Origin of the sequence: Pseudomonas sp. JBR1 (genome assembly GCF_028198185.1) — a bacterium.
Lineage (GTDB): Bacteria > Pseudomonadota > Gammaproteobacteria > Pseudomonadales > Pseudomonadaceae > Chryseomonas > Chryseomonas oryzihabitans_E.
This window is the reverse complement of the sequence record NZ_CP116340.1, coordinates 3,937,836-3,956,482: the sequence shown is the minus strand read 5'-3', so window position 1 is coordinate 3,956,482 and position 18,647 is coordinate 3,937,836. Positions and strand designations below refer to the sequence as shown.

11 protein-coding genes, 2 tRNA genes, 3 rRNA genes and 1 other RNA gene are annotated in these 18,647 nt (G+C 59.0%); 5 read left to right on the top strand and 12 right to left on the bottom strand.

The genetic code is table 11. The features are described from left to right. Positions 1-45 precede the first annotated feature (45 nt). A complete protein-coding gene (dnaK, locus tag PJ259_RS18335; protein ID WP_059313359.1) occupies positions 46-1,974 on the bottom strand; it encodes a molecular chaperone DnaK in 1,929 nt (642 codons plus the stop codon). A 93-nt stretch (positions 1,975-2,067) separates the two neighbouring features. Further along, positions 2,068-2,634: a nucleotide exchange factor GrpE gene (gene grpE, locus PJ259_RS18330; protein WP_059313358.1), complete on the bottom strand. Its 567-nt coding sequence runs from the start codon at positions 2,632-2,634 to the stop codon at positions 2,068-2,070. 166 nt (positions 2,635-2,800) lie between these two features. Here grpE and recN point away from each other — a divergent pair, with 166 nt between their 5' ends. Next, a complete protein-coding gene (gene recN, locus PJ259_RS18325) occupies positions 2,801-4,468 on the top strand; it encodes a DNA repair protein RecN (protein ID WP_271653742.1) in 1,668 nt (555 codons plus the stop codon). Between the two features lie 61 nt (positions 4,469-4,529). Here recN and fur read toward each other — a convergent pair whose 3' ends face one another. Continuing rightward, on the bottom strand, positions 4,530-4,934 hold the full coding sequence (fur, locus tag PJ259_RS18320) for a ferric iron uptake transcriptional regulator (RefSeq protein WP_007162667.1): 405 nt from the start codon (positions 4,932-4,934) through the stop codon (positions 4,530-4,532). 94 nt (positions 4,935-5,028) lie between these two features. On the opposite strand from fur, the gene PJ259_RS18315 reads away from it, so the two are divergent. Next, positions 5,029-5,565, top strand: coding sequence for an outer membrane protein assembly factor BamE (locus PJ259_RS18315; protein WP_059313356.1), 537 nt, complete (start codon positions 5,029-5,031; stop codon positions 5,563-5,565). Positions 5,566-5,572: 7 nt separating this feature from the next. Here PJ259_RS18315 and PJ259_RS18310 read toward each other — a convergent pair whose 3' ends face one another. Both PJ259_RS18310 and PJ259_RS18305 read right to left on the bottom strand, forming a co-directional pair. Then, positions 5,573-5,878: an RnfH family protein gene (locus tag PJ259_RS18310; protein ID WP_271653741.1), complete on the bottom strand. Its 306-nt coding sequence runs from the start codon at positions 5,876-5,878 to the stop codon at positions 5,573-5,575. Further along, complete coding sequence (locus PJ259_RS18305) at positions 5,871-6,305, bottom strand: type II toxin-antitoxin system RatA family toxin (RefSeq protein ID WP_017640639.1); 435 nt, start codon at positions 6,303-6,305, stop codon at positions 5,871-5,873. The genes PJ259_RS18310 and PJ259_RS18305 overlap by 8 nt, the downstream gene beginning before the upstream one ends. 172 nt (positions 6,306-6,477) lie before the next feature. On the opposite strand from PJ259_RS18305, the gene smpB reads away from it, so the two are divergent. Together smpB and ssrA are read left to right on the top strand one after the other, a co-directional pair. Beyond that, positions 6,478-6,954 (top strand): SsrA-binding protein SmpB, encoded by a 477-nt coding sequence (gene smpB, locus PJ259_RS18300; protein ID WP_007162671.1) that lies wholly within the window; start codon positions 6,478-6,480, stop codon positions 6,952-6,954. A gap of 81 nt (positions 6,955-7,035) precedes the next feature. Beyond that, positions 7,036-7,388, top strand: a transfer-messenger RNA (tmRNA) gene (gene ssrA, locus PJ259_RS18295). Between the two features lie 54 nt (positions 7,389-7,442). Here the strand turns inward: ssrA and ssb are convergent. Beyond that, positions 7,443-7,997, bottom strand: a complete 555-nt coding sequence (gene ssb / locus PJ259_RS18290; RefSeq protein ID WP_059313354.1) for a single-stranded DNA-binding protein — start codon at positions 7,995-7,997, stop codon at positions 7,443-7,445. A 25-nt stretch (positions 7,998-8,022) separates the two neighbouring features. Next, positions 8,023-9,411: an MFS transporter gene (locus PJ259_RS18285; protein WP_059313353.1), complete on the bottom strand. Its 1,389-nt coding sequence runs from the start codon at positions 9,409-9,411 to the stop codon at positions 8,023-8,025. Between the two features lie 269 nt (positions 9,412-9,680). On the opposite strand from PJ259_RS18285, the gene uvrA reads away from it, so the two are divergent. Further along, on the top strand, positions 9,681-12,515 hold the full coding sequence (gene uvrA, locus PJ259_RS18280) for an excinuclease ABC subunit UvrA (protein ID WP_271653740.1): 2,835 nt from the start codon (positions 9,681-9,683) through the stop codon (positions 12,513-12,515). A gap of 501 nt (positions 12,516-13,016) precedes the next feature. On the opposite strand, the gene rrf is transcribed toward uvrA, so the two are convergent. The 5 genes from rrf to PJ259_RS18255 form a co-directional block, all read right to left on the bottom strand. Further along, a 5S ribosomal RNA gene (gene rrf, locus PJ259_RS18275) occupies positions 13,017-13,132 on the bottom strand. 159 nt (positions 13,133-13,291) lie between these two features. Beyond that, positions 13,292-16,184, bottom strand: a 23S ribosomal RNA gene (locus PJ259_RS18270). A gap of 292 nt (positions 16,185-16,476) precedes the next feature. Then, a tRNA-Ala gene (locus PJ259_RS18265) sits at positions 16,477-16,552 on the bottom strand. A 6-nt stretch (positions 16,553-16,558) separates the two neighbouring features. Further along, positions 16,559-16,635: transfer RNA gene (locus PJ259_RS18260), tRNA-Ile, on the bottom strand. Between the two features lie 97 nt (positions 16,636-16,732). Next, positions 16,733-18,269, bottom strand: a 16S ribosomal RNA gene (locus tag PJ259_RS18255). Together the 16S, 23S and 5S rRNA genes with 2 tRNA genes alongside form the textbook arrangement of a ribosomal RNA operon. Positions 18,270-18,647 lie beyond the last annotated feature (378 nt).

Here is an 18,647-nt window from a genome sequence, read left to right as displayed (position 1 = left end):
CGGATCCGACGGGCCGAAGCCCGTCAGGTGCGGTAAGCACGGGGCTTACTTGTTGTCCTTCACTTCCTCGAACTCGGCGTCGACCACGTCGTCACCGGGCTTCTTGGCATCACCGTCCGCCTTGGCCGAGGCGCCTTCGGCACCTGCCGCAGCGCCCTGCTCGGAGTAGAGCTTCTGGGCCAGCGGCGCGGAGGCCTGGGACAGAGCATTCATCTTGGCTTCGATGGCGTCCTTGTCGTCACCGCGCACGGCGACTTCCAGCTCGCCAATGGCCTTCTCGATGGTGCTCTTCTCTTCGGCCGTGGCCTTGTCGCCCGCCTCGGTCAGCATCTTGCGAGTGCCGTGCACCAGAGCATCGCCCTGGTTGCGAGCCGCGGCCAGCTCTTCGAACTTGCGATCCTCGTCGGCATTGGCCTCGGCGTCACGCACCATCTGCTGAATCTCGTCCTCGGACAGCCCGGAGGATGCCTTGATGACGATGGACTGCTGCTTACCAGTGGCCTTGTCCTTGGCGGACACGTTGAGGATACCGTTGGCGTCGATGTCGAAGGTCACCTCGATCTGCGGCACGCCACGCGGCGCCGGCGGGATCTCGGCCAGGTCGAACTTGCCCAGCGACTTGTTCTGCGCGGCCTGCTTGCGCTCGCCCTGCAGCACGTGGATGGTCACGGCGCCCTGGTTGTCGTCGGCAGTGGAGAACACCTGCGACTTCTTGGTCGGGATGGTGGTGTTCTTCTCGATCAGCGCGGTCATCACGCCACCCATGGTCTCGATGCCCAGGGTCAGCGGGGTAACGTCCAGCAGCAGCACGTCCTTGACATCACCGGCCAGCACGGCGCCCTGGATGGCGGCACCGATGGCGACGGCTTCGTCCGGGTTGACGTCCTTGCGCGCTTCCTTGCCAAAGAAGTCGGCAACGCGCTTCTGCACCAGCGGCATACGGGTCTGACCGCCCACCAGGATGACCTCGTGGATGTCGGAGACGTCCAGGCCGGAATCCTTCAGGGCAGTACGGCACGGCTCGATGGTGCGCTCGACCAGCTCTTCCACCAGGGACTCCAGCTTGGCGCGGGAGACCTTGACGTTCAGGTGCTTGGGACCACTGGCATCGGCAGTGATGTACGGCAGGTTGACGTCGGTCTGGGTAGCCGAAGACAGTTCGATCTTGGCCTTCTCGGCAGCTTCCTTCAGGCGCTGCATGGCCAGCGGATCGCCCTTGAGGTTCATGCCGCTTTCTTTCTTGAATTCTTCGACTAGATAGTCGATCAGGCGGATGTCGAAGTCTTCACCACCCAGGAAGGTGTCGCCATTGGTGGCCAGCACCTCGAACTGATGCTCACCGTCGACCTCGGCGATCTCGATGACCGAGATATCGAAGGTACCGCCGCCCAGGTCATAGACGATCACGGTGTGGTCGCCCTTGGCCTTGTCCAGGCCATAGGCCAGGGCTGCCGCGGTAGGCTCGTTGATGATGCGCTTGACGTCCAGACCGGCGATCCGACCGGCATCCTTGGTGGCCTGGCGCTGGCTGTCGTTGAAGTAGGCCGGCACGGTGATGACCGCTTCGGTGACAGTCTCGCCCAGGTAGTCCTCGGCGGTCTTCTTCATCTTTTTCAGGACTTCGGCAGAGATCTGCGGCGGCGCCATCTTCTGGCCCTTGGCTTCGACCCAGGCATCACCGTTGTCTGCCTTGACGATCTTGTAAGGGACCATCTGGATGTCTTTCTGCACGACGTTTTCTTCGTAACGCCGGCCGATCAGTCGCTTGACCGCATAGAGGGTGTTCTGCGGATTGGTCACCGCCTGGCGCTTGGCCGGCTGGCCAACCAGGGTCTCGCCATCGTTGGTGTAGGCGATGATGGACGGCGTGGTACGGGTGCCTTCGGCGTTTTCCAGTACCTTGACGTTGCCGTTTTCGAGGATCGCGACGCAGGAGTTGGTCGTCCCCAGGTCGATACCGATAATCTTGCCCATGTAGTCTTCTCCAGAAATCTCAGATTCCGCGCGGCCCGCTCAGGGGGCCTTTGATGTTCGCTTGCCTACCAGATGGGGCCGAGCGAAAGAATTTCAAGCCTTTTCGTCGATGCTCGGCTGCTGTGCGGCAGGGGCCTTGCTCACGACTACCATCGCCGGCCGCAGCAGGCGACCATTGAGCAGATAGCCCTTTTGAAACACCTTGAGCACGCTGCCCGGCTCGGCGGTGGCGCTCTCTTCCATGGCCATGGCCTGGTGGTGTTCCGGATTGAAAGGCGCGCCGTGGGGATCGACGGCCTCGACCTGATAGCGCTTGAGCGTGTCCTGCAGCATCTTCAGGGTCAGCTCCATGCCTTCGCGCATGGGCCTCAAGGCTTCGTCCGCGGCATTGGACAGCTCCAGGCCACGCTCCAGGCTGTCGAGTACCGGCAACAGATCGCCAGCAAATTTTTCCAGCGCGAACTTGTGCGCCTTCTCCACATCCTGCTCAGCGCGACGACGCACGTTCTGCAGGTCGGCGACGCTGCGCAGCGATTGATCCTGGGCAGCGGCGAGCTGCTCTTCGAGCGTGGCAACGCGGGCAGCGAGATCCTCGTGCTGGACGTCGCCCTGAGCGGCTGCTTCGTGCTCGGGAGTCTGGGAGTTCTGTTCGTCGGCCATGGAGTCCTCCTGTGATAATGCCGGTGGGCGCGCCCTCTAATGGACGACGCCTTGATCGATGGCGCCTATATGGGGCCGCCGGCCGGCGCTTCAAGAGCTGTATGGATTGCCAGTGCCCGAGAGGCACTGTATAAACAACCAGAAAACCGCCTCCGGAGATCGTCGCATGCTGGTGCATCTGTCCGTCCGCAACTACGCCATCGTCGAACACCTCGACCTCGACCTCGAGCGCGGCATGACCGTGATCACCGGCGAAACCGGCGCCGGCAAGTCCATCATGCTCGACGCCCTCGGCCTCACCCTTGGCGACCGCGCCGACAGCGATGCGGTCAGGCCTGGTGCCGACAAGGCCGATGTCCTGGCCAGCTTCGACACCACCGACATCCCCGAGGCGCGCCAGTGGCTCGCCGAGCGAGACCTGGAGCAGGACGGCCCCTGCCTGTTGCGCCGCGTCATCACCCGCGAAGGACGCTCGCGCGGCTATATCAATGGCTCGCCCTGCCCACTGGCCGACCTCAAGACCCTGGGCGGCCTGCTGATCGACATCCACAACCAGCACGAACACCAGTCGCTGCTCGGTCTCGACACTCATCGCCGCCTGCTGGACGAATACGCGGGCGCGGGAGAACTGGTTCGCCAGGTCCAGCTCGCCGCCCAGCGCTGGCGCCAGGTGCGCCAGACCCTGGAGCGTCTTACCCGCAACGGTGACGAACAGCGCGCTCGCCACCAGTTGCTCAGTTATCAGCTGGAAGAACTCGACAATCTCGCCCTGGCCGAGGGAGAGCTGCAGGCACTGGAACAGGAGCAAAGCGACCTGGCGAGCGCTGAGCACATCCTGCTGGCCTGCCGCCAAGCCATGGACCTCTGTACCGAGAACGAGCAGGGCAACGCCCAGTCAGCGCTCAATGCCAGCGTGGCACGCCTGACTGCCTTCGACCGCCCGCCTGCGCAGATCCAGGAAGCCAGCAACCTGCTAGCCTCCGCCCAGATCCAGATCGAGGAGGCGATGAATGAATTGAATCGCTTCGTCGATCATTTCGAAGCCGATCCGGAGCGCCAACAGGCCGTGCAGGAGCGTCTCGACAGCGTCTACAGCCTTGCCCGCAAGCATCGGGTGCAGCCCGAAGCCCTGCTGGAATTGCACGACCAGCTGCGCAATGAGCTGCAATCCCTGGACGCCGACGATGTCGCGCTGGAGCGCTTGCAAGAAGAATTGGCCGCCTTCGAGCGCCACTACCAGGAGAAGGCTGGCGAACTGAGTCGCCTGCGCGAGCAGCGCGCGCCAGAGCTCGCAGCAGCGGTCGAGACGGAAATGCAGCGCCTGGGCATGCCGGGCGGCCGCTTCAGTATCATGCTAACGCCGGGCAGTACCGGTGAACCCCAGCCACTGGGCAACGAGGGCGTCGAATTTCGCGTCAGCGCCAACCCCGGCCAACCCCTGCGCCCACTGGCCAAGGTCGCCTCGGGTGGTGAGCTGTCACGTATCAGCCTGGCCATCCAGGTCATTACCGCCCAGACCTCGCGCACCCCTACCCTGGTATTCGACGAGGTGGACGTCGGTATCGGCGGCCCGACGGCCGAAGTGGTCGGCCAACTGCTGCGGCAACTGGGTGAGCGTGGCCAGGTGCTGACGGTTACCCACCTCCCCCAGGTCGCAGCCCAGGGTCACCAGCATCTGTTCGTGCACAAGGAGCGCGGCACCGACGAGACGCGCACTGCGGTCGCCAAGCTGGACCGGGCGCGGCGCGTGGAAGAGGTGGCGCGCATGCTCGGCGGCGTCGACCTCACTCGCGAATCCCTCGCCCACGCCCGCAAGCTGGTGGTCAGCCGCTAGCCATCCACAGCACCAGACATGAAAAAGGCGACTCCGGGTCGCCTTTTTCATGTCTGGATCTTCACTTGCGCTGACGGATGTACAGCACCAGGTTGTGATCGACAAGCTCAAAACCGTGCTCTTCAACGATCTCGCGCTGACGCTTTTCGATCGACGCATCGGTGAACTCGATGACTTCGCCGGTATCCACATCCACCATGTGATCATGATGACCGGTATCAGCCAGCTCGAACACGGCATGGCCGCCATCGAAATTATGACGCACCACCAGACCGGCCGCCTCGAACTGGGTGAGGACCCGGTAGACCGTTGCCAGCCCTACGTCCTCGCCTGCTTCCATCAGCGCCTTGTAAACGTCTTCAGCGCTCATGTGGCGCTGCTCGGTGGTGTCCAGCATCTGCAATATCTTGACGCGCGGCAGGGTCACTTTCAGACCCGCTTTGCGGAGTTCGTTGTTCTCTACCATGCTCTTTCTCGGTGCCGAGTGCTTTCGCAGCCCTCGGGAATACGGGTATGATCGGTGCTTCGTTGCCCAGCAAGATAGTGGAAGTCTCCCACCGATGCAAAACCTCAAGCAAACGCTGACCGGGCTCTCTCTGATGGGCCTAGCCATGCTCGCCGGCTGCTCTCTGCCGGGGGTTTACAAGATCGACATCCAACAGGGCAACGTCGTCACCCAGGACATGATAGACCAGTTGCGCCCCGGAATGACCCGACAACAAGTCCGGTTTATCATGGGTTCGCCGCTGATCCAGGACACCTTCCATCCCAATCGCTGGGACTATCTGTACAGCCTGCAGGCCGCCGGTGGCCAGCGTAAGCAGGAACGTGTTAGCTTGGTGTTCAATGGCGACAATCAGTTGAGCGGCCTGGCCGGTGACTTCATGCCGGGCACCAGTCGCGAACAACGGATCATGGGCACTGATAGCGGCACCACAGTGGACTCCACTGCGCCAGTGCAGCCTACTGCCCCTGCGGCAGCGCCGGAAACGCCCGCGATCCCCGGCTCGACGGAAGACAGCATCCAGAAAGAGATCGACAGTGCTCGTCCGGCCGATGTCCCTACGCCCGAGCGCATCCGCACCGAAGGGCAGTGATCCCCGACTAGAGGCCGGTCTTCGACCTGGCCTTTTCTGCGCGCCGCTTGCGACTCTCCTTGGGATCGGCAAGCAGCGGGCGATAGATCTCCACCCGATCTCCTTTTTCCAGCCTTCGCTCAGACGGGTTGATGACCCGCTTGCCAAAGATGCCGACTTGGCATTGCGCGCGCTGGTCGGGCTGCAATTTCTCAAGCAGCCCCGAAGACAGCACCGCCTGCTCGACCGTGGCACCCTCCTTCAGCTGCACACTCACTAGCCACTGCCGTTCCGGTAGCGCAAGCGCCACTTCGATGGGCAGGCGCTCAGCCATAGAGGGCTCGCGCACGCTGGCAGAAGGCATCCACCATGGTATTGGCCGCCTGATTGAACAGCGGCCCCAAGGTCGCGCGCACGATGGCGCTGTCGTATTCGAAGGAAAGATCCAGCGAGATCTTGCAGGCCTTGTCGCCCAATGCCTTGAATGACCAGACGCCATGCAGCTGCTTGAACGGCCCCTTCTCCAGATCCATGGTGATGGACTCGTCCGGCACCAGGGTATTGCGGGTCGTGAACTGCTGGCTGAGGCCACCCTTGGCCACAGTGAGACCGGCGCGCATCAGGCCTTCGTCCTGCTCAAGGATCTGGGCGGACGAGCACCACGGCAGGAACTCCGGATAACGGTCCACGTCATTAACGAGCGCATAGAGCGCTGAAGCTGGATAGGGCAGCAACGCTGAACGTTGGATGTGCGTGCTCATCGGAACCTCGTAGAATAGCGAATTCGGTGTCGGACCTTGAATTTGAGGGCGGCGCACGCAATTTACTCCCGCACCAGCCTGCCGCGGCCCAGAACCGCGGTATTGTCCGTGTTTGCTCATACCCGCTCAAGCGCGTGGCGACATTTCCCCCGACTCGCTGTACCCTGGAATCATGGCCAAGCAAAAGAAAGTCTCCCCCGGCAGCATCGCGCAAAACAAAAAAGCGCTACACGAATACTTCGTCGACACCCGTTTCGAAGCGGGTGTTTCTCTCGCAGGTTGGGAGGTCAAGAGCCTGAGAGCTGGCAAGGCGCAGCTGACCGATAGCTATGTCCTGCTCAAGGACGGCGAAGCCTGGCTGCTCGGCAGCCACATCACCCCGCTGCAGACGGCCAGCACCCATGTCATCGCCGATCCGACCCGGACCCGCAAGCTGCTGCTGAACAAGCGCGAGCTGGGCAAGCTGTTCGGCGCCGTGCAACAGAAGGGTTACGCCTGCGTCGCCCTGTCGCTCTACTGGAAAAAGCATCTGGTCAAATGCGAAATCGCCCTGGCCAAGGGCAAGAAGGAATTCGACAAGCGCGCCACCGAACGTGAGCGCGATTCCGATCGCGAGATCCAGCGCGCCATCCGCAAGGACGCCAAGTGATAGAGCGGTCGAAAAACGTTTCGTCGACAATGACTTGCGTAGGACGGCTGGAATTCCTATAGTGAACGACCAGCAAGTTTTGGGGGCGATTAGGATTCGACGCCGGTAACGAAACTTGAGGGGCATGCCGAGCTGGTAGCAGAACTCGTAAATTCGCTGCTGCAAACTTATAGTTGCCAACGACGACAACTACGCTCTAGCTGCTTAACGCGGCTAGCAGTCGCTAGGGGATGCCTGTAAACCCGAAACGACTGTCAGATAGAACAGGATCGCCGCCAAGTTCGCTGTAGACGTAACGGCTAAAACTTATACAGCTCGCCCAAAGCACCCTGCCCGTCGGGCCGCAATGGGTTAACTCAGTAGACAGGGCTAAGCATGTAGAACCGATAGCGGAGAGCTGGCGGACGGGGGTTCAAATCCCCCCGCCTCCACCAAAAAGAAAGGGCAGCCACTGGCTGCCCTTTTTCTTTGCCCGATCGACGAGTCCCTTAGAAGGGAATGTCGTCATCGAAGCTGTCGTAGTCCTGCTGAGCCGGCTGCTGTTGCGGCTTGGGCTGCTGCTGGGGACGGCTGTTGCCGTTGCCGCCATTACCACCATTGTCGTACTGCGGTGCCGACTGCTGCGGACGGGGAGCACGCTGCTGCTGGGGCGCAGGTGCGCTCTGGTTGTATTCGTCGTTACCACCGGCATTGCCACCGCGGCCACCCAGCAACTGCATGTTGCCATTGATGTCGACCACGATTTCAGTGGTATAGCGATCCTGACCGTCCTGCCCCTGCCACTTGCGAGTGCGCAGGGAGCCCTCGACATAGACCTGGGAGCCCTTGCGGATGTACTCGCCGGCGATCTCGGCAAGGCGACCGAAGAACACCACGCGGTGCCACTCGGTGCGATCCTGCTGTTGGCCGGTCTGCTTGTCCTTCCAGCTCTCACTGGTGGCGAGGGTGACATTGGTCACCGCGTTGCCATTGGGCATGTAACGGGTTTCGGGATCGGCGCCGGCGTTGCCGACGAGGATGACTTTGTTGACGCCACGGGCCATATGAATCTCCTGGTGAGGCTGTCGATCAAGCGGCGACTGGCGTTTGGCTTACCAGTCGCTCCAATTGCGCTCGATCGACGATTTTAGTATCGATCTTGATGTAGACGGCTTGTTCTTCCGCCACCACTACCGCGTCGGTCACTCCAGCCAGGGCCAACAGGCGTCCGACCAATCCTTGGTCGTTGACTAGCTCAGGCGCAACCGGCAAACGCAGACTGGTGACATAGGGCGGTTCCCGCATCGTACCAGCTATCACCGCCCATCCCAGGCAAAGCGCTGCACAACCCAGGAAGACGGTGGACAGACCACCATGCTGGAACAGCCAGCCACCGAGGATACCGCCCAATGCGGAACCAAGGAACTGACTGGTGGAATAGATCCCCATGGCGGTGCCCTTGCCACCGGCTGGCGCCACCTTGCTCACCAGCGACGGCAGCGAGGCCTCCAGCAAATTGAAGGCGGTGAAGAACACCACGATGCCAATGACCAGGGCCACCAGGCTGCCGCTGAAGAAAAAGAAGTACAGCTCGCACAGCACCAGCACGCTGATGGCACCCACCAGCACGCGCTTCATGCGCCGCTTCTTTTCACCATAGATGATGAAAGGGACCATGGCGAAGAAGCCGACTACCAGCGCCGTGAGGTAGACCCACCAGTGCTCTTCCTTGGGTAGACCGGCATGGTCGGCCAGTGCCAGCGGCAGGACGACGAAACTGGCCATCAGTACGGCGTGCAGTGACAGGATCCCAAAGTCCAACCGCAGCAGATCCCGATTGCGCAGAGTGGCGCCCAACGCCTGCCGGGCCAGGTTCGACTCCCGATGGGAGAAGGGCGAGGCATGGCGTGGCACCAGAAACAGCACAAGTAGCAGACCAATCAGCGCCAGCCCACAGGTGGCCCAGAACAGGCCAGCAAGCCCATAGGCTCGCGTCAGCAGCGGCCCGGTGACCATCGCCACGGCAAAGGACACACCGATGCTCATGCCGATGGTGGCCATGGCCTTTGTCCGGTGCTGTTCGCGGGTCAGGTCCGACAGCAGCGCCATGATGGCCGCGGAAATGGCGCCGCCACCCTGCACGATGCGACCGGCGATGACACCCCAGATGGAATGGGCATTGGCGGCAATGGCGGCACCAACTGCGAACACCAGCAGTCCACCTATGATGATGGGTCGCCGACCGATTCGATCAGACAGGGTGCCCAGGGGAATTTGCAGTACTGCCTGGGTCAAACCATAGGCACCTATGGCAAGACCAATAAGTGCGGGAGTCGCATCCGCCAACTCCTGACCATAGGTCGCCAGGACCGGAAGCACCATGAACATACCGAGCATACGAAAGGCGAAGACCAGGGCCAGCCCCAGGGCGGCACGGCGTTCGACGCCGTTCATGGCTTCACTGCGCTTGTCGAGCATTGATAATCCTCTCGTCGGCGACAGGCTTTTACGTCGCCAAACAGCTTTAAAACAGTCGTGACAATGACCATTTAGGGAGGAAGCGGTGAAGATAGCCGAGCGCTCGTCCGAACGTTCCCGACCGCCAGGATCACGAACGCCCGATCACCGCTATCGGGCCAGCAATTTTACCAGCCTTGACCCCTCTCTCACAGGCGCGGCAGATAGCCGCAGCCCAGGACGAGGCTCCAGTCCTATTGAAGCGCCGCCAAAACGAGGCAGAAGTTTACGTGGATAAAATCCTCATCCGTGGGGCCCGCACCCATAACCTGAAGAACATCGACCTTACCCTTCCCCGGGACAAGCTCATCGTCATCACTGGGTTGTCCGGCTCCGGCAAATCCTCACTGGCCTTCGACACCCTCTATGCCGAAGGCCAGCGCCGCTATGTGGAATCCCTGTCGGCTTACGCCCGGCAATTCCTGTCGATGATGGAAAAGCCCGATGTGGATACCATCGAAGGCCTGTCTCCGGCGATTTCCATCGAGCAGAAGTCCACCTCGCACAACCCACGCTCCACCGTGGGCACCATCACCGAGATCTATGACTACCTGCGCCTGCTCTATGCTCGAGTCGGAACACCGCGCTGTCCGGAGCATGACGTGCCCCTGGAAGCCCAGACCGTCAGCCAGATGGTCGACCAGGTACTGGCCATGCCGGAAGGCCAGCGACTGATGCTGCTCGCCCCCATCGTGCGCGAGCGTAAGGGCGAGCACCTGTCCGTATTCGAGGAGCTGCGCGCCCAGGGCTTCGTGCGCGTGCGCGTCAATGGCCGTCTGCACGAGATGGACGAGCTGCCCAAGCTCGACAAGCAGAAAAAGCACACCATCGAGGTGGTGGTGGATCGCTTTAAGGTGCGTGAAGACCTGCAGCAGCGCCTGGCGGAATCCTTCGAGACCGCCTTGAAGCTGGCTGACGACATCGCCATCATCGCGCCCATGGAGGGCGAGACCGGCGACGAGATTGTCTTCTCCGCGCGCTTCGCCTGCCCGATCTGCGGCTTCTCCATCGGCGAGCTGGAGCCCAAGCTGTTTTCCTTCAACAACCCCGCCGGTGCCTGCCCTACCTGCGACGGCCTTGGCGTGAAGCAATTCTTCGATGCCCGCCGCGTGGTCAACGAGGAGATGAGCCTCAGCGAGGGCGCCATTCGTGGCTGGGACAGACGCAATGTCTACTACTTCCAGATGCTCGGCTCGCTGGCGAGCCACTATGGCTTCAGCCTGGACGAACCTTTCAAGAGCCTGGACGACAGGCATCGCAAGGCGGTACTCAGCGGCTCCGGGCGCGAGAGCGTCAACTTCCGCTACCTCAATGATCGCGGCGACATCGTCAAGCGTGCCCATCCGTTCGAAGGCATCCTGCCGAACCTGGAACGGCGTTACCGCGAGACCGAATCCCAGAGCGTGCGTGAAGAGCTGGCCAAGTATCTAAGCACTCAGCACTGCCCCGACTGCAACGGGACTCGTCTGCGGCGCGAAGCCCGGCATGTCTGGGTTGGCGACAAGACCCTGCCAGCGGTCACCCGCCTGCCGGTAGGCGATGCCACCCAATACTTTCAGGACCTCAGCCTCAAGGGTCAGCGGCAACAGATCGCCGACAAGATCCTCAAGGAGATCCGCGAGCGTCTGCAGTTTCTGGTCAATGTTGGCCTGGACTACCTGACGCTGGATCGCAGTGCGGACACCCTGTCCGGTGGCGAAGCCCAGCGTATCCGCCTGGCCAGTCAGATCGGGGCAGGCCTGGTGGGCGTCATGTACATCCTCGACGAGCCCTCCATCGGGCTGCACCAGCGCGACAACGAGCGCTTGCTGGGCACCCTGACCCACCTGCGTGATCTGGGCAATACCGTCATCGTTGTCGAGCACGACGAGGATGCCATTCGCCTGGCGGACTATGTCATCGATATCGGCCCCGGCGCTGGCATACACGGCGGCCAGATCATCGCGGAAGGCACGCCTGACCAAGTCATGAAGCATCCTGACTCGGTGACGGGTCAGTACCTATCAGGTCGCAAGAAGATCGTCGTGCCTGCCAAGCGCACGGCGCGTGACAAGAAAAAGCTGCTGAAGCTCAAAGGCGCTCGAGGCAATAACCTGCAGAACGTGAATCTGGAGATTCCGGTAGGCCTGCTGACCTGTGTGACCGGGGTATCCGGCTCAGGGAAATCGACCCTGATCAATAACACCCTGTTCCCGCTGACCGCCACGGCGCTCAATGGCGCAACGACCTTGGAAGTTGCAGCCCACGACAGCTTCGATGGCATGCAGCACCTGGACAAGGTGGTGGACATCGACCAAAGCCCCATCGGCCGGACACCGCGCTCCAACCCGGCGACCTACACCGGCCTCTTCACTCCCATCCGCGAGCTGTTCTCCGGCGTCCCGGAATCCCGTTCCCGTGGCTACACTCCGGGGCGCTTCTCCTTCAACGTCAAGGGCGGTCGCTGCGAGGCCTGCCAGGGTGACGGAGTCATCAAGGTGGAGATGCACTTCCTGCCTGACGTCTACGTCGCCTGTGATGTCTGCAAGGGCAAGAGATACAACCGCGAGACCTTGGAAGTGAAGTACAAGGGCAAGACCATCACCGAGGTCCTGGACATGACCATCGAAGAGGCCCATGCCTTCTTCGAATCCATCCCGGCCTTGGCGCGCAAGCTGCAAACGCTGATGGATGTGGGCCTGTCCTATATCCGCCTGGGCCAGAGCGCTACGACCTTGTCAGGCGGTGAGGCCCAACGTGTGAAGCTGGCGCGGGAGCTATCCAAGCGGGATACCGGCAAAACGCTCTATATCCTGGATGAACCCACTACCGGCCTTCACTTCGCCGATATCCAGCAACTGCTGGACGTGCTGCATCGACTGCGGGATCACGGTAATACCGTGGTAGTGATCGAGCACAATCTGGACGTCATCAAGACCGCCGACTGGTTGGTGGACCTGGGACCGGAAGGTGGCTCCAAGGGCGGCCAGATCATCGCGACGGGTACCCCGGAAGACGTCGCGGCCAACAAGAAGTCCTATACCGGCCATTTCCTCAAGCCCTTGTTGGAGCGTGACCGAGAGTAGCCCGGGTACCGACCCGAACGTAAAAAGCCCGGCGTCTGCCGGGCTTTTTCTTGCTCTCGTAACGCTGTCGTAGGTTGGGCTGAGCCTAGCGAAGCCCAACATCGAGGTCTCACCTCGCCACTCTGCCTAGGCTTGCCTTCCAAAGCTCAGTGCGCCAGCGTTCGCCTGTTGGGCTTCGCTGCGCTCAGCGCCAACCTACGCCAGTCCTGCGCGCTTCAAACCCGACAGCCCGGCGTAGCCGGGCTGTCTGTGCTCTTGCAGGCCCCAAGCAGCACCTTGGCTGTCAGGTAGCCCTCAAGCGCCCAGCCGCACCGCTCCTGGTCCCCTCTCCCCCCCGGGAGAGGGATAGGGTGAGGGTGAGGGCAACCTCAGCCGCGTGACTGCCCGGCTTACGCTGGCAGGGCTATCGGCCCACACGCCTTAGCGTCTCGCCAAACTTTTCCCGCCCCAAAGACAACACCCCCGTCAGAATGAACTGAGCGGGGGTGCTGGGTGTTAGGCGCTTGACGATGACCTACTCTCACATGGGGAAACCCCACACTACCATCGGCGATGCATCGTTTCACTTCTGAGTTCGGGAAGGGATCAGGTGGTTCCAATGCTCTATGTTCGTCAAGCAATTCGGTTGGCTGGCCAGGCGATAAGGCTGCCTGGCTGGCCCAATTGGGTCTGTGATCGAAGTAGACAATTCGTCTTGGGTCTTGCGAACCCACGCGCCCGTTTTCGGCGTCGTCTTCCTCACGCTCTGACCTGCGGTCAGATTGTTTGGGTGTTATATGGTCAAGCCTCACGGGCAATTAGTATCGGTTAGCTCAACGCCTCACAGCGCTTACACACCCGACCTATCAACGTCGTAGTCTTCGACGGCCCTTCAGGAAGCTCAAGGCTCCAGTGAGATCTCATCTTGAGGCAAGTTTCCCGCTTAGATGCTTTCAGCGGTTATCTCTTCCGAACATAGCTACCCGGCGATGCCACTGGCGTGACAACCGGAACACCAGAGGTTCGTCCACTCCGGTCCTCTCGTACTAGGAGCAGCCCCTCTCAAATCTCAAACGTCCACGGCAGATAGGGACCGAACTGTCTCACGACGTTCTAAACCCAGCTCGCGTACCACTTTAAATGGCGAACAGCCATACCCTTGGGACCGGCTTCAGCCCCAGGATGTGATGAGCCGACATCGAGGTGCCAAACACCGCCGTCGATATGAACTCTTGGGCGGTATCAGCCTGTTATCCCCGGAGTACCTTTTATCCGTTGAGCGATGGCCCTTCCATACAGAACCACCGGATCACTAAGACCTACTTTCGTACCTGCTCGACGTGTCTGTCTCGCAGTCAAGCGCGCTTTTGCCTTTATACTCTACGACCGATTTCCGACCGGTCTGAGCGCACCTTCGTACTCCTCCGTTACTCTTTAGGAGGAGACCGCCCCAGTCAAACTGCCCACCATACACTGTCCTCGATCCGGATAACGGACCAGAGTTAGAACCTCAAGGTTGCCAGGGTGGTATTTCAAGGATGGCTCCACGCAGACTGGCGTCCACGCTTCAAAGCCTCCCACCTATCCTACACAAGCAAGCTCAAAGTCCAGTGCAAAGCTACAGTAAAGGTTCACGGGGTCTTTCCGTCTAGCCGCGGATACACTGCATCTTCACAGCGATTTCAATTTCACTGAGTCTCGGGTGGAGACAGCGCCGCCATCGTTACGCCATTCGTGCAGGTCGGAACTTACCCGACAAGGAATTTCGCTACCTTAGGACCGTTATAGTTACGGCCGCCGTTTACCGGGGCTTCGATCAAGAGCTTCGCTTGCGCTAACCCCATCAATTAACCTTCCGGCACCGGGCAGGCGTCACACCCTATACGTCCACTTTCGTGTTTGCAGAGTGCTGTGTTTTTAATAAACAGTCGCAGCGGCCTGGTATCTTCGACCGGCATGAGCTTACGGGGTAAACCCTTCACCCTCACCGGCGCACCTTCTCCCGAAGTTACGGTGCCATTTTGCCTAGTTCCTTCACCCGAGTTCTCTCAAGCGCCTTGGTATTCTCTACCCGACCACCTGTGTCGGTTTGGGGTACGGTTCCTAGTTACCTGAAGCTTAGAGGCTTTTCCTGGAAGCATGGCATCAACCACTTCTCCTTCTAAAAGAAGGATCGTCATCAGTTCTCGGCCTTAACTGTCCGGATTTACCTAAACAGTCAGCCTACCACCTTAAACTTGGACAACCATCGCCAAGCTGGCCTAGCCTTCTCCGTCCCCCCATCGCAGTAACTAGAAGTACGGGAATATTAACCCGTTTCCCATCGACTACGCCTTTCAGCCTCGCCTTAGGGACCGACTCACCCTGCGTCGATTAACGTTGCGCAGGAACCCTTGGTCTTTCGGCGTGCGAGTTTTTCACTCGCATTGTCGTTACTCATGTCAGCATTCGCACTTCTGATACCTCCAGCAAGCTTCTCAACTCACCTTCACAGGCTTACAGAACGCTCCTCTACCGCATCACCAGAGGTGATACCCGTAGCTTCGGTGCCTGGTTTGAGCCCCGTTACATCTTCCGCGCAGGCCGACTCGACTAGTGAGCTATTACGCTTTCTTTAAAGGGTGGCTGCTTCTAAGCCAACCTCCTAGCTGTCTAAGCCTTCCCACATCGTTTACCACTTAACCAGGACTTTGGGACCTTAGCTGACGGTCTGGGTTGTTTCCCTTTTCACGACGGACGTTAGCACCCGCCGTGTGTCTCCCATGCTCGGCACTTCTGGGTATTCGGAGTTTGCATCGGTTTGGTAAGTCGGGATGACCCCCTAGCCGAAACAGTGCTCTACCCCCCAGAGTGATACATGAGGCGCTACCTAAATAGCTTTCGAGGAGAACCAGCTATCTCCGAGCTTGATTAGCCTTTCACTCCGATCCACAAGTCATCCCCTGCCTTTTCAACGGAAGTGGGTTCGGTCCTCCAGTCAGTGTTACCTAACCTTCAACCTGCTCATGGATAGATCGCCCGGTTTCGGGTCTATTCCCAGCGACTAGACGCCCTATTAAGACTCGCTTTCGCTACGCCTCCCCTATTCGGTTAAGCTCGCCACTGAAAATAAGTCGCTGACCCATTATACAAAAGGTACGCAGTCACCCAACAAAGTGGGCTCCCACTGCTTGTACGCATACGGTTTCAGGTTCTATTTCACTCCCCTCTCCGGGGTTCTTTTCGCCTTTCCCTCACGGTACTGGTTCACTATCGGTCAGTCAGGAGTATTTAGCCTTGGAGGATGGTCCCCCCATATTCAGACAGGGTTTCTCGTGCCCCGTCCTACTCGATTTCATTGATAAGAGCGTTTCGCGTACAGGGCTATCACCCACTATGGCCGCACTTTCCAGAGCGTTCCGCTACTCTCAAATCAACTTAAGGGCTGGTCCCCGTTCGCTCGCCACTACTAAGGGAATCTCGGTTGATTTCTTTTCCTCAGGGTACTTAGATGTTTCAGTTCCCCTGGTTCGCCTCTTAACCCTATGGATTCAGGTTAAGATACCTAGCTTATGCTAGGTGGGTTTCCCCATTCAGAGATCTCCGGGTCACAGGTCATTTGCCACCTCACCGAAGCTTATCGCAGGCTATCACGTCTTTCATCGCCTCTGACTGCCAAGGCATCCACCGTATGCGCTTCTTCACTTGACCATATAACCCCAAGCAATCTCGCTGGCGTCCAAGGACGCTACCGATCTGCAAAGCGTTAGATGAGTGAAGACGACATTTCGCCGAAAACTTGCGCTTGAGTTCGCAAGATTTTACCTTGACGACACTAACTGCCAGTGAAAACAGTTAATGCAGTCTACTTCTATCACTTTCCCAATTTTTTAAAGAACAGTTCTGATCAAAGACCAGACATCAGAGTTTGGGCTACACCGGATGGTGTATCAAACGCTCATGTCTGAGCTTTTCAAGCAATCGCGTTAGCGGTAGGTGGAGATGGTGGAGCCAAGGAGGATCGAACTCCTGACCTCCTGCGTGCAAGGCAGGCGCTCTCCCAGCTGAGCTATGGCCCCATCGATTGGTGGGTCTGGGCAGATTCGAACTGCCGACCTCACCCTTATCAGGGGTGCGCTCTAACCAACTGAGCTACAGACCCAATCGTCTTACCTTGAGTCTAACTAACTCAATTGCTCTTCTATCAGTGAATCAAGCAATTCGTGTGGGTGCTTGCCAGCAAGCTGACATCTTTCGATTAAGGAGGTGATCCAGCCGCAGGTTCCCCTACGGCTACCTTGTTACGACTTCACCCCAGTCATGAATCACTCCGTGGTAACCGTCCCCCCGAAGGTTAGACTAGCTACTTCTGGAGCAACCCACTCCCATGGTGTGACGGGCGGTGTGTACAAGGCCCGGGAACGTATTCACCGTGACGTTCTGATTCACGATTACTAGCGATTCCGACTTCACGCAGTCGAGTTGCAGACTGCGATCCGGACTACGATCGGTTTTATGGGATTAGCTCCACCTCGCGGCTTGGCAACCCTTTGTACCGACCATTGTAGCACGTGTGTAGCCCTGGCCGTAAGGGCCATGATGACTTGACGTCATCCCCACCTTCCTCCGGTTTGTCACCGGCAGTCTCCTTAGAGTGCCCACCATAACGTGCTGGTAACTAAGGACAAGGGTTGCGCTCGTTACGGGACTTAACCCAACATCTCACGACACGAGCTGACGACAGCCATGCAGCACCTGTGTCTGAGTTCCCGAAGGCACCAATCCATCTCTGGAAAGTTCTCAGCATGTCAAGGCCAGGTAAGGTTCTTCGCGTTGCTTCGAATTAAACCACATGCTCCACCGCTTGTGCGGGCCCCCGTCAATTCATTTGAGTTTTAACCTTGCGGCCGTACTCCCCAGGCGGTCAACTTAATGCGTTAGCTGCGCCACTAAGATCTCAAGGATCCCAACGGCTAGTTGACATCGTTTACGGCGTGGACTACCAGGGTATCTAATCCTGTTTGCTCCCCACGCTTTCGCACCTCAGTGTCAGTGTTAGTCCAGGTAGTCGCCTTCGCCACTGGTGTTCCTTCCAATATCTACGCATTTCACCGCTACACTGGAAATTCCACTACCCTCTACCACACTCTAGCCAGACAGTTTTGGATGCAGTTCCCAGGTTGAGCCCGGGGATTTCACATCCAACTTATCAAGCCACCTACGCGCGCTTTACGCCCAGTAATTCCGATTAACGCTTGCACCCTTCGTATTACCGCGGCTGCTGGCACGAAGTTAGCCGGTGCTTATTCTGTTGGTAACGTCAAAACTCACAGGTATTCGCTATGAGCCCTTCCTCCCAACTTAAAGTGCTTTACGACCCGAGGGCCTTCTTCACACACGCGGCATGGCTGGATCAGGCTTTCGCCCATTGTCCAATATTCCCCACTGCTGCCTCCCGTAGGAGTCTGGACCGTGTCTCAGTTCCAGTGTGACTGATCATCCTCTCAGACCAGTTACGGATCGTCGCCTTGGTAGGCCGTTACCCTACCAACTAGCTAATCCGACCTAGGCTCATCTAATAGCGTGAGGTCCGAAGATCCCCCACTTTCTCCCGTAGGACGTATGCGGTATTAGCGTTCCTTTCGAAACGTTGTCCCCCACTACTAGGCAGATTCCTAGGCATTACTCACCCGTCCGCCGCTGAATCAGAGAGCAAGCTCCCTTCATCCGCTCGACTTGCATGTGTTAGGCCTGCCGCCAGCGTTCAATCTGAGCCATGATCAAACTCTTCAGTTAAGTAGACTGATCGGGTTTTGAGAAAACCCTAAACTTGGCTCAGCAATCGCAAAAAACTCATGAATTCACGAGTTACTTGTGTTGCTGATAATCTTGCGACATCAGACTTATCTCACAAGCACCCACACGAATTGCTTGATTCAACTTGTTAAAGAGCAGTGGTTGCGACCGTGTCGCTAACCGAGGCGCGCATTCTACGCCAACCTCACACCCTGTCAAGCGTTGATTTGAACTTTTCGTTTCAACTCAACCACTTGCGCTTGCCTGACCGGTCTAACCAATCTCGGCAGCGGGAGGCGAATCCTACAGCATCCTGAGACGCTGTCAACCCCTCCGCTTCATTTCGTCATCACCCGAAGGCAAGAACCAAATGGCGAA

Excerpts from the sequence above, each read along its gene's own strand:
- grpE (WP_059313358.1), bottom strand. The coding sequence starts at position 2,634 with ATGGCCGACGAACAGAACTCCCAGACTCCCGAGCACGAAGCAGCCGCT.
- PJ259_RS18315 (WP_059313356.1), top strand. The coding sequence starts at position 5,029 with ATGCAAAACCTCAAGCAAACGCTGACCGGGCTCTCTCTGATGGGCCTA.
- dnaK (WP_059313359.1), bottom strand. The coding sequence starts at position 1,974 with ATGGGCAAGATTATCGGTATCGACCTGGGGACGACCAACTCCTGCGTC.
- PJ259_RS18285 (WP_059313353.1), bottom strand. The coding sequence starts at position 9,411 with ATGCTCGACAAGCGCAGTGAAGCCATGAACGGCGTCGAACGCCGTGCC.
- smpB (WP_007162671.1), top strand. The coding sequence starts at position 6,478 with ATGGCCAAGCAAAAGAAAGTCTCCCCCGGCAGCATCGCGCAAAACAAA.
- PJ259_RS18310 (WP_271653741.1), bottom strand. The coding sequence starts at position 5,878 with ATGGCTGAGCGCCTGCCCATCGAAGTGGCGCTTGCGCTACCGGAACGG.
- PJ259_RS18305 (WP_017640639.1), bottom strand. The coding sequence starts at position 6,305 with ATGAGCACGCACATCCAACGTTCAGCGTTGCTGCCCTATCCAGCTTCA.
- ssb (WP_059313354.1), bottom strand. The coding sequence starts at position 7,997 with ATGGCCCGTGGCGTCAACAAAGTCATCCTCGTCGGCAACGCCGGCGCC.
- fur (WP_007162667.1), bottom strand. The coding sequence starts at position 4,934 with ATGGTAGAGAACAACGAACTCCGCAAAGCGGGTCTGAAAGTGACCCTG.
- recN (WP_271653742.1), top strand. The coding sequence starts at position 2,801 with ATGCTGGTGCATCTGTCCGTCCGCAACTACGCCATCGTCGAACACCTC.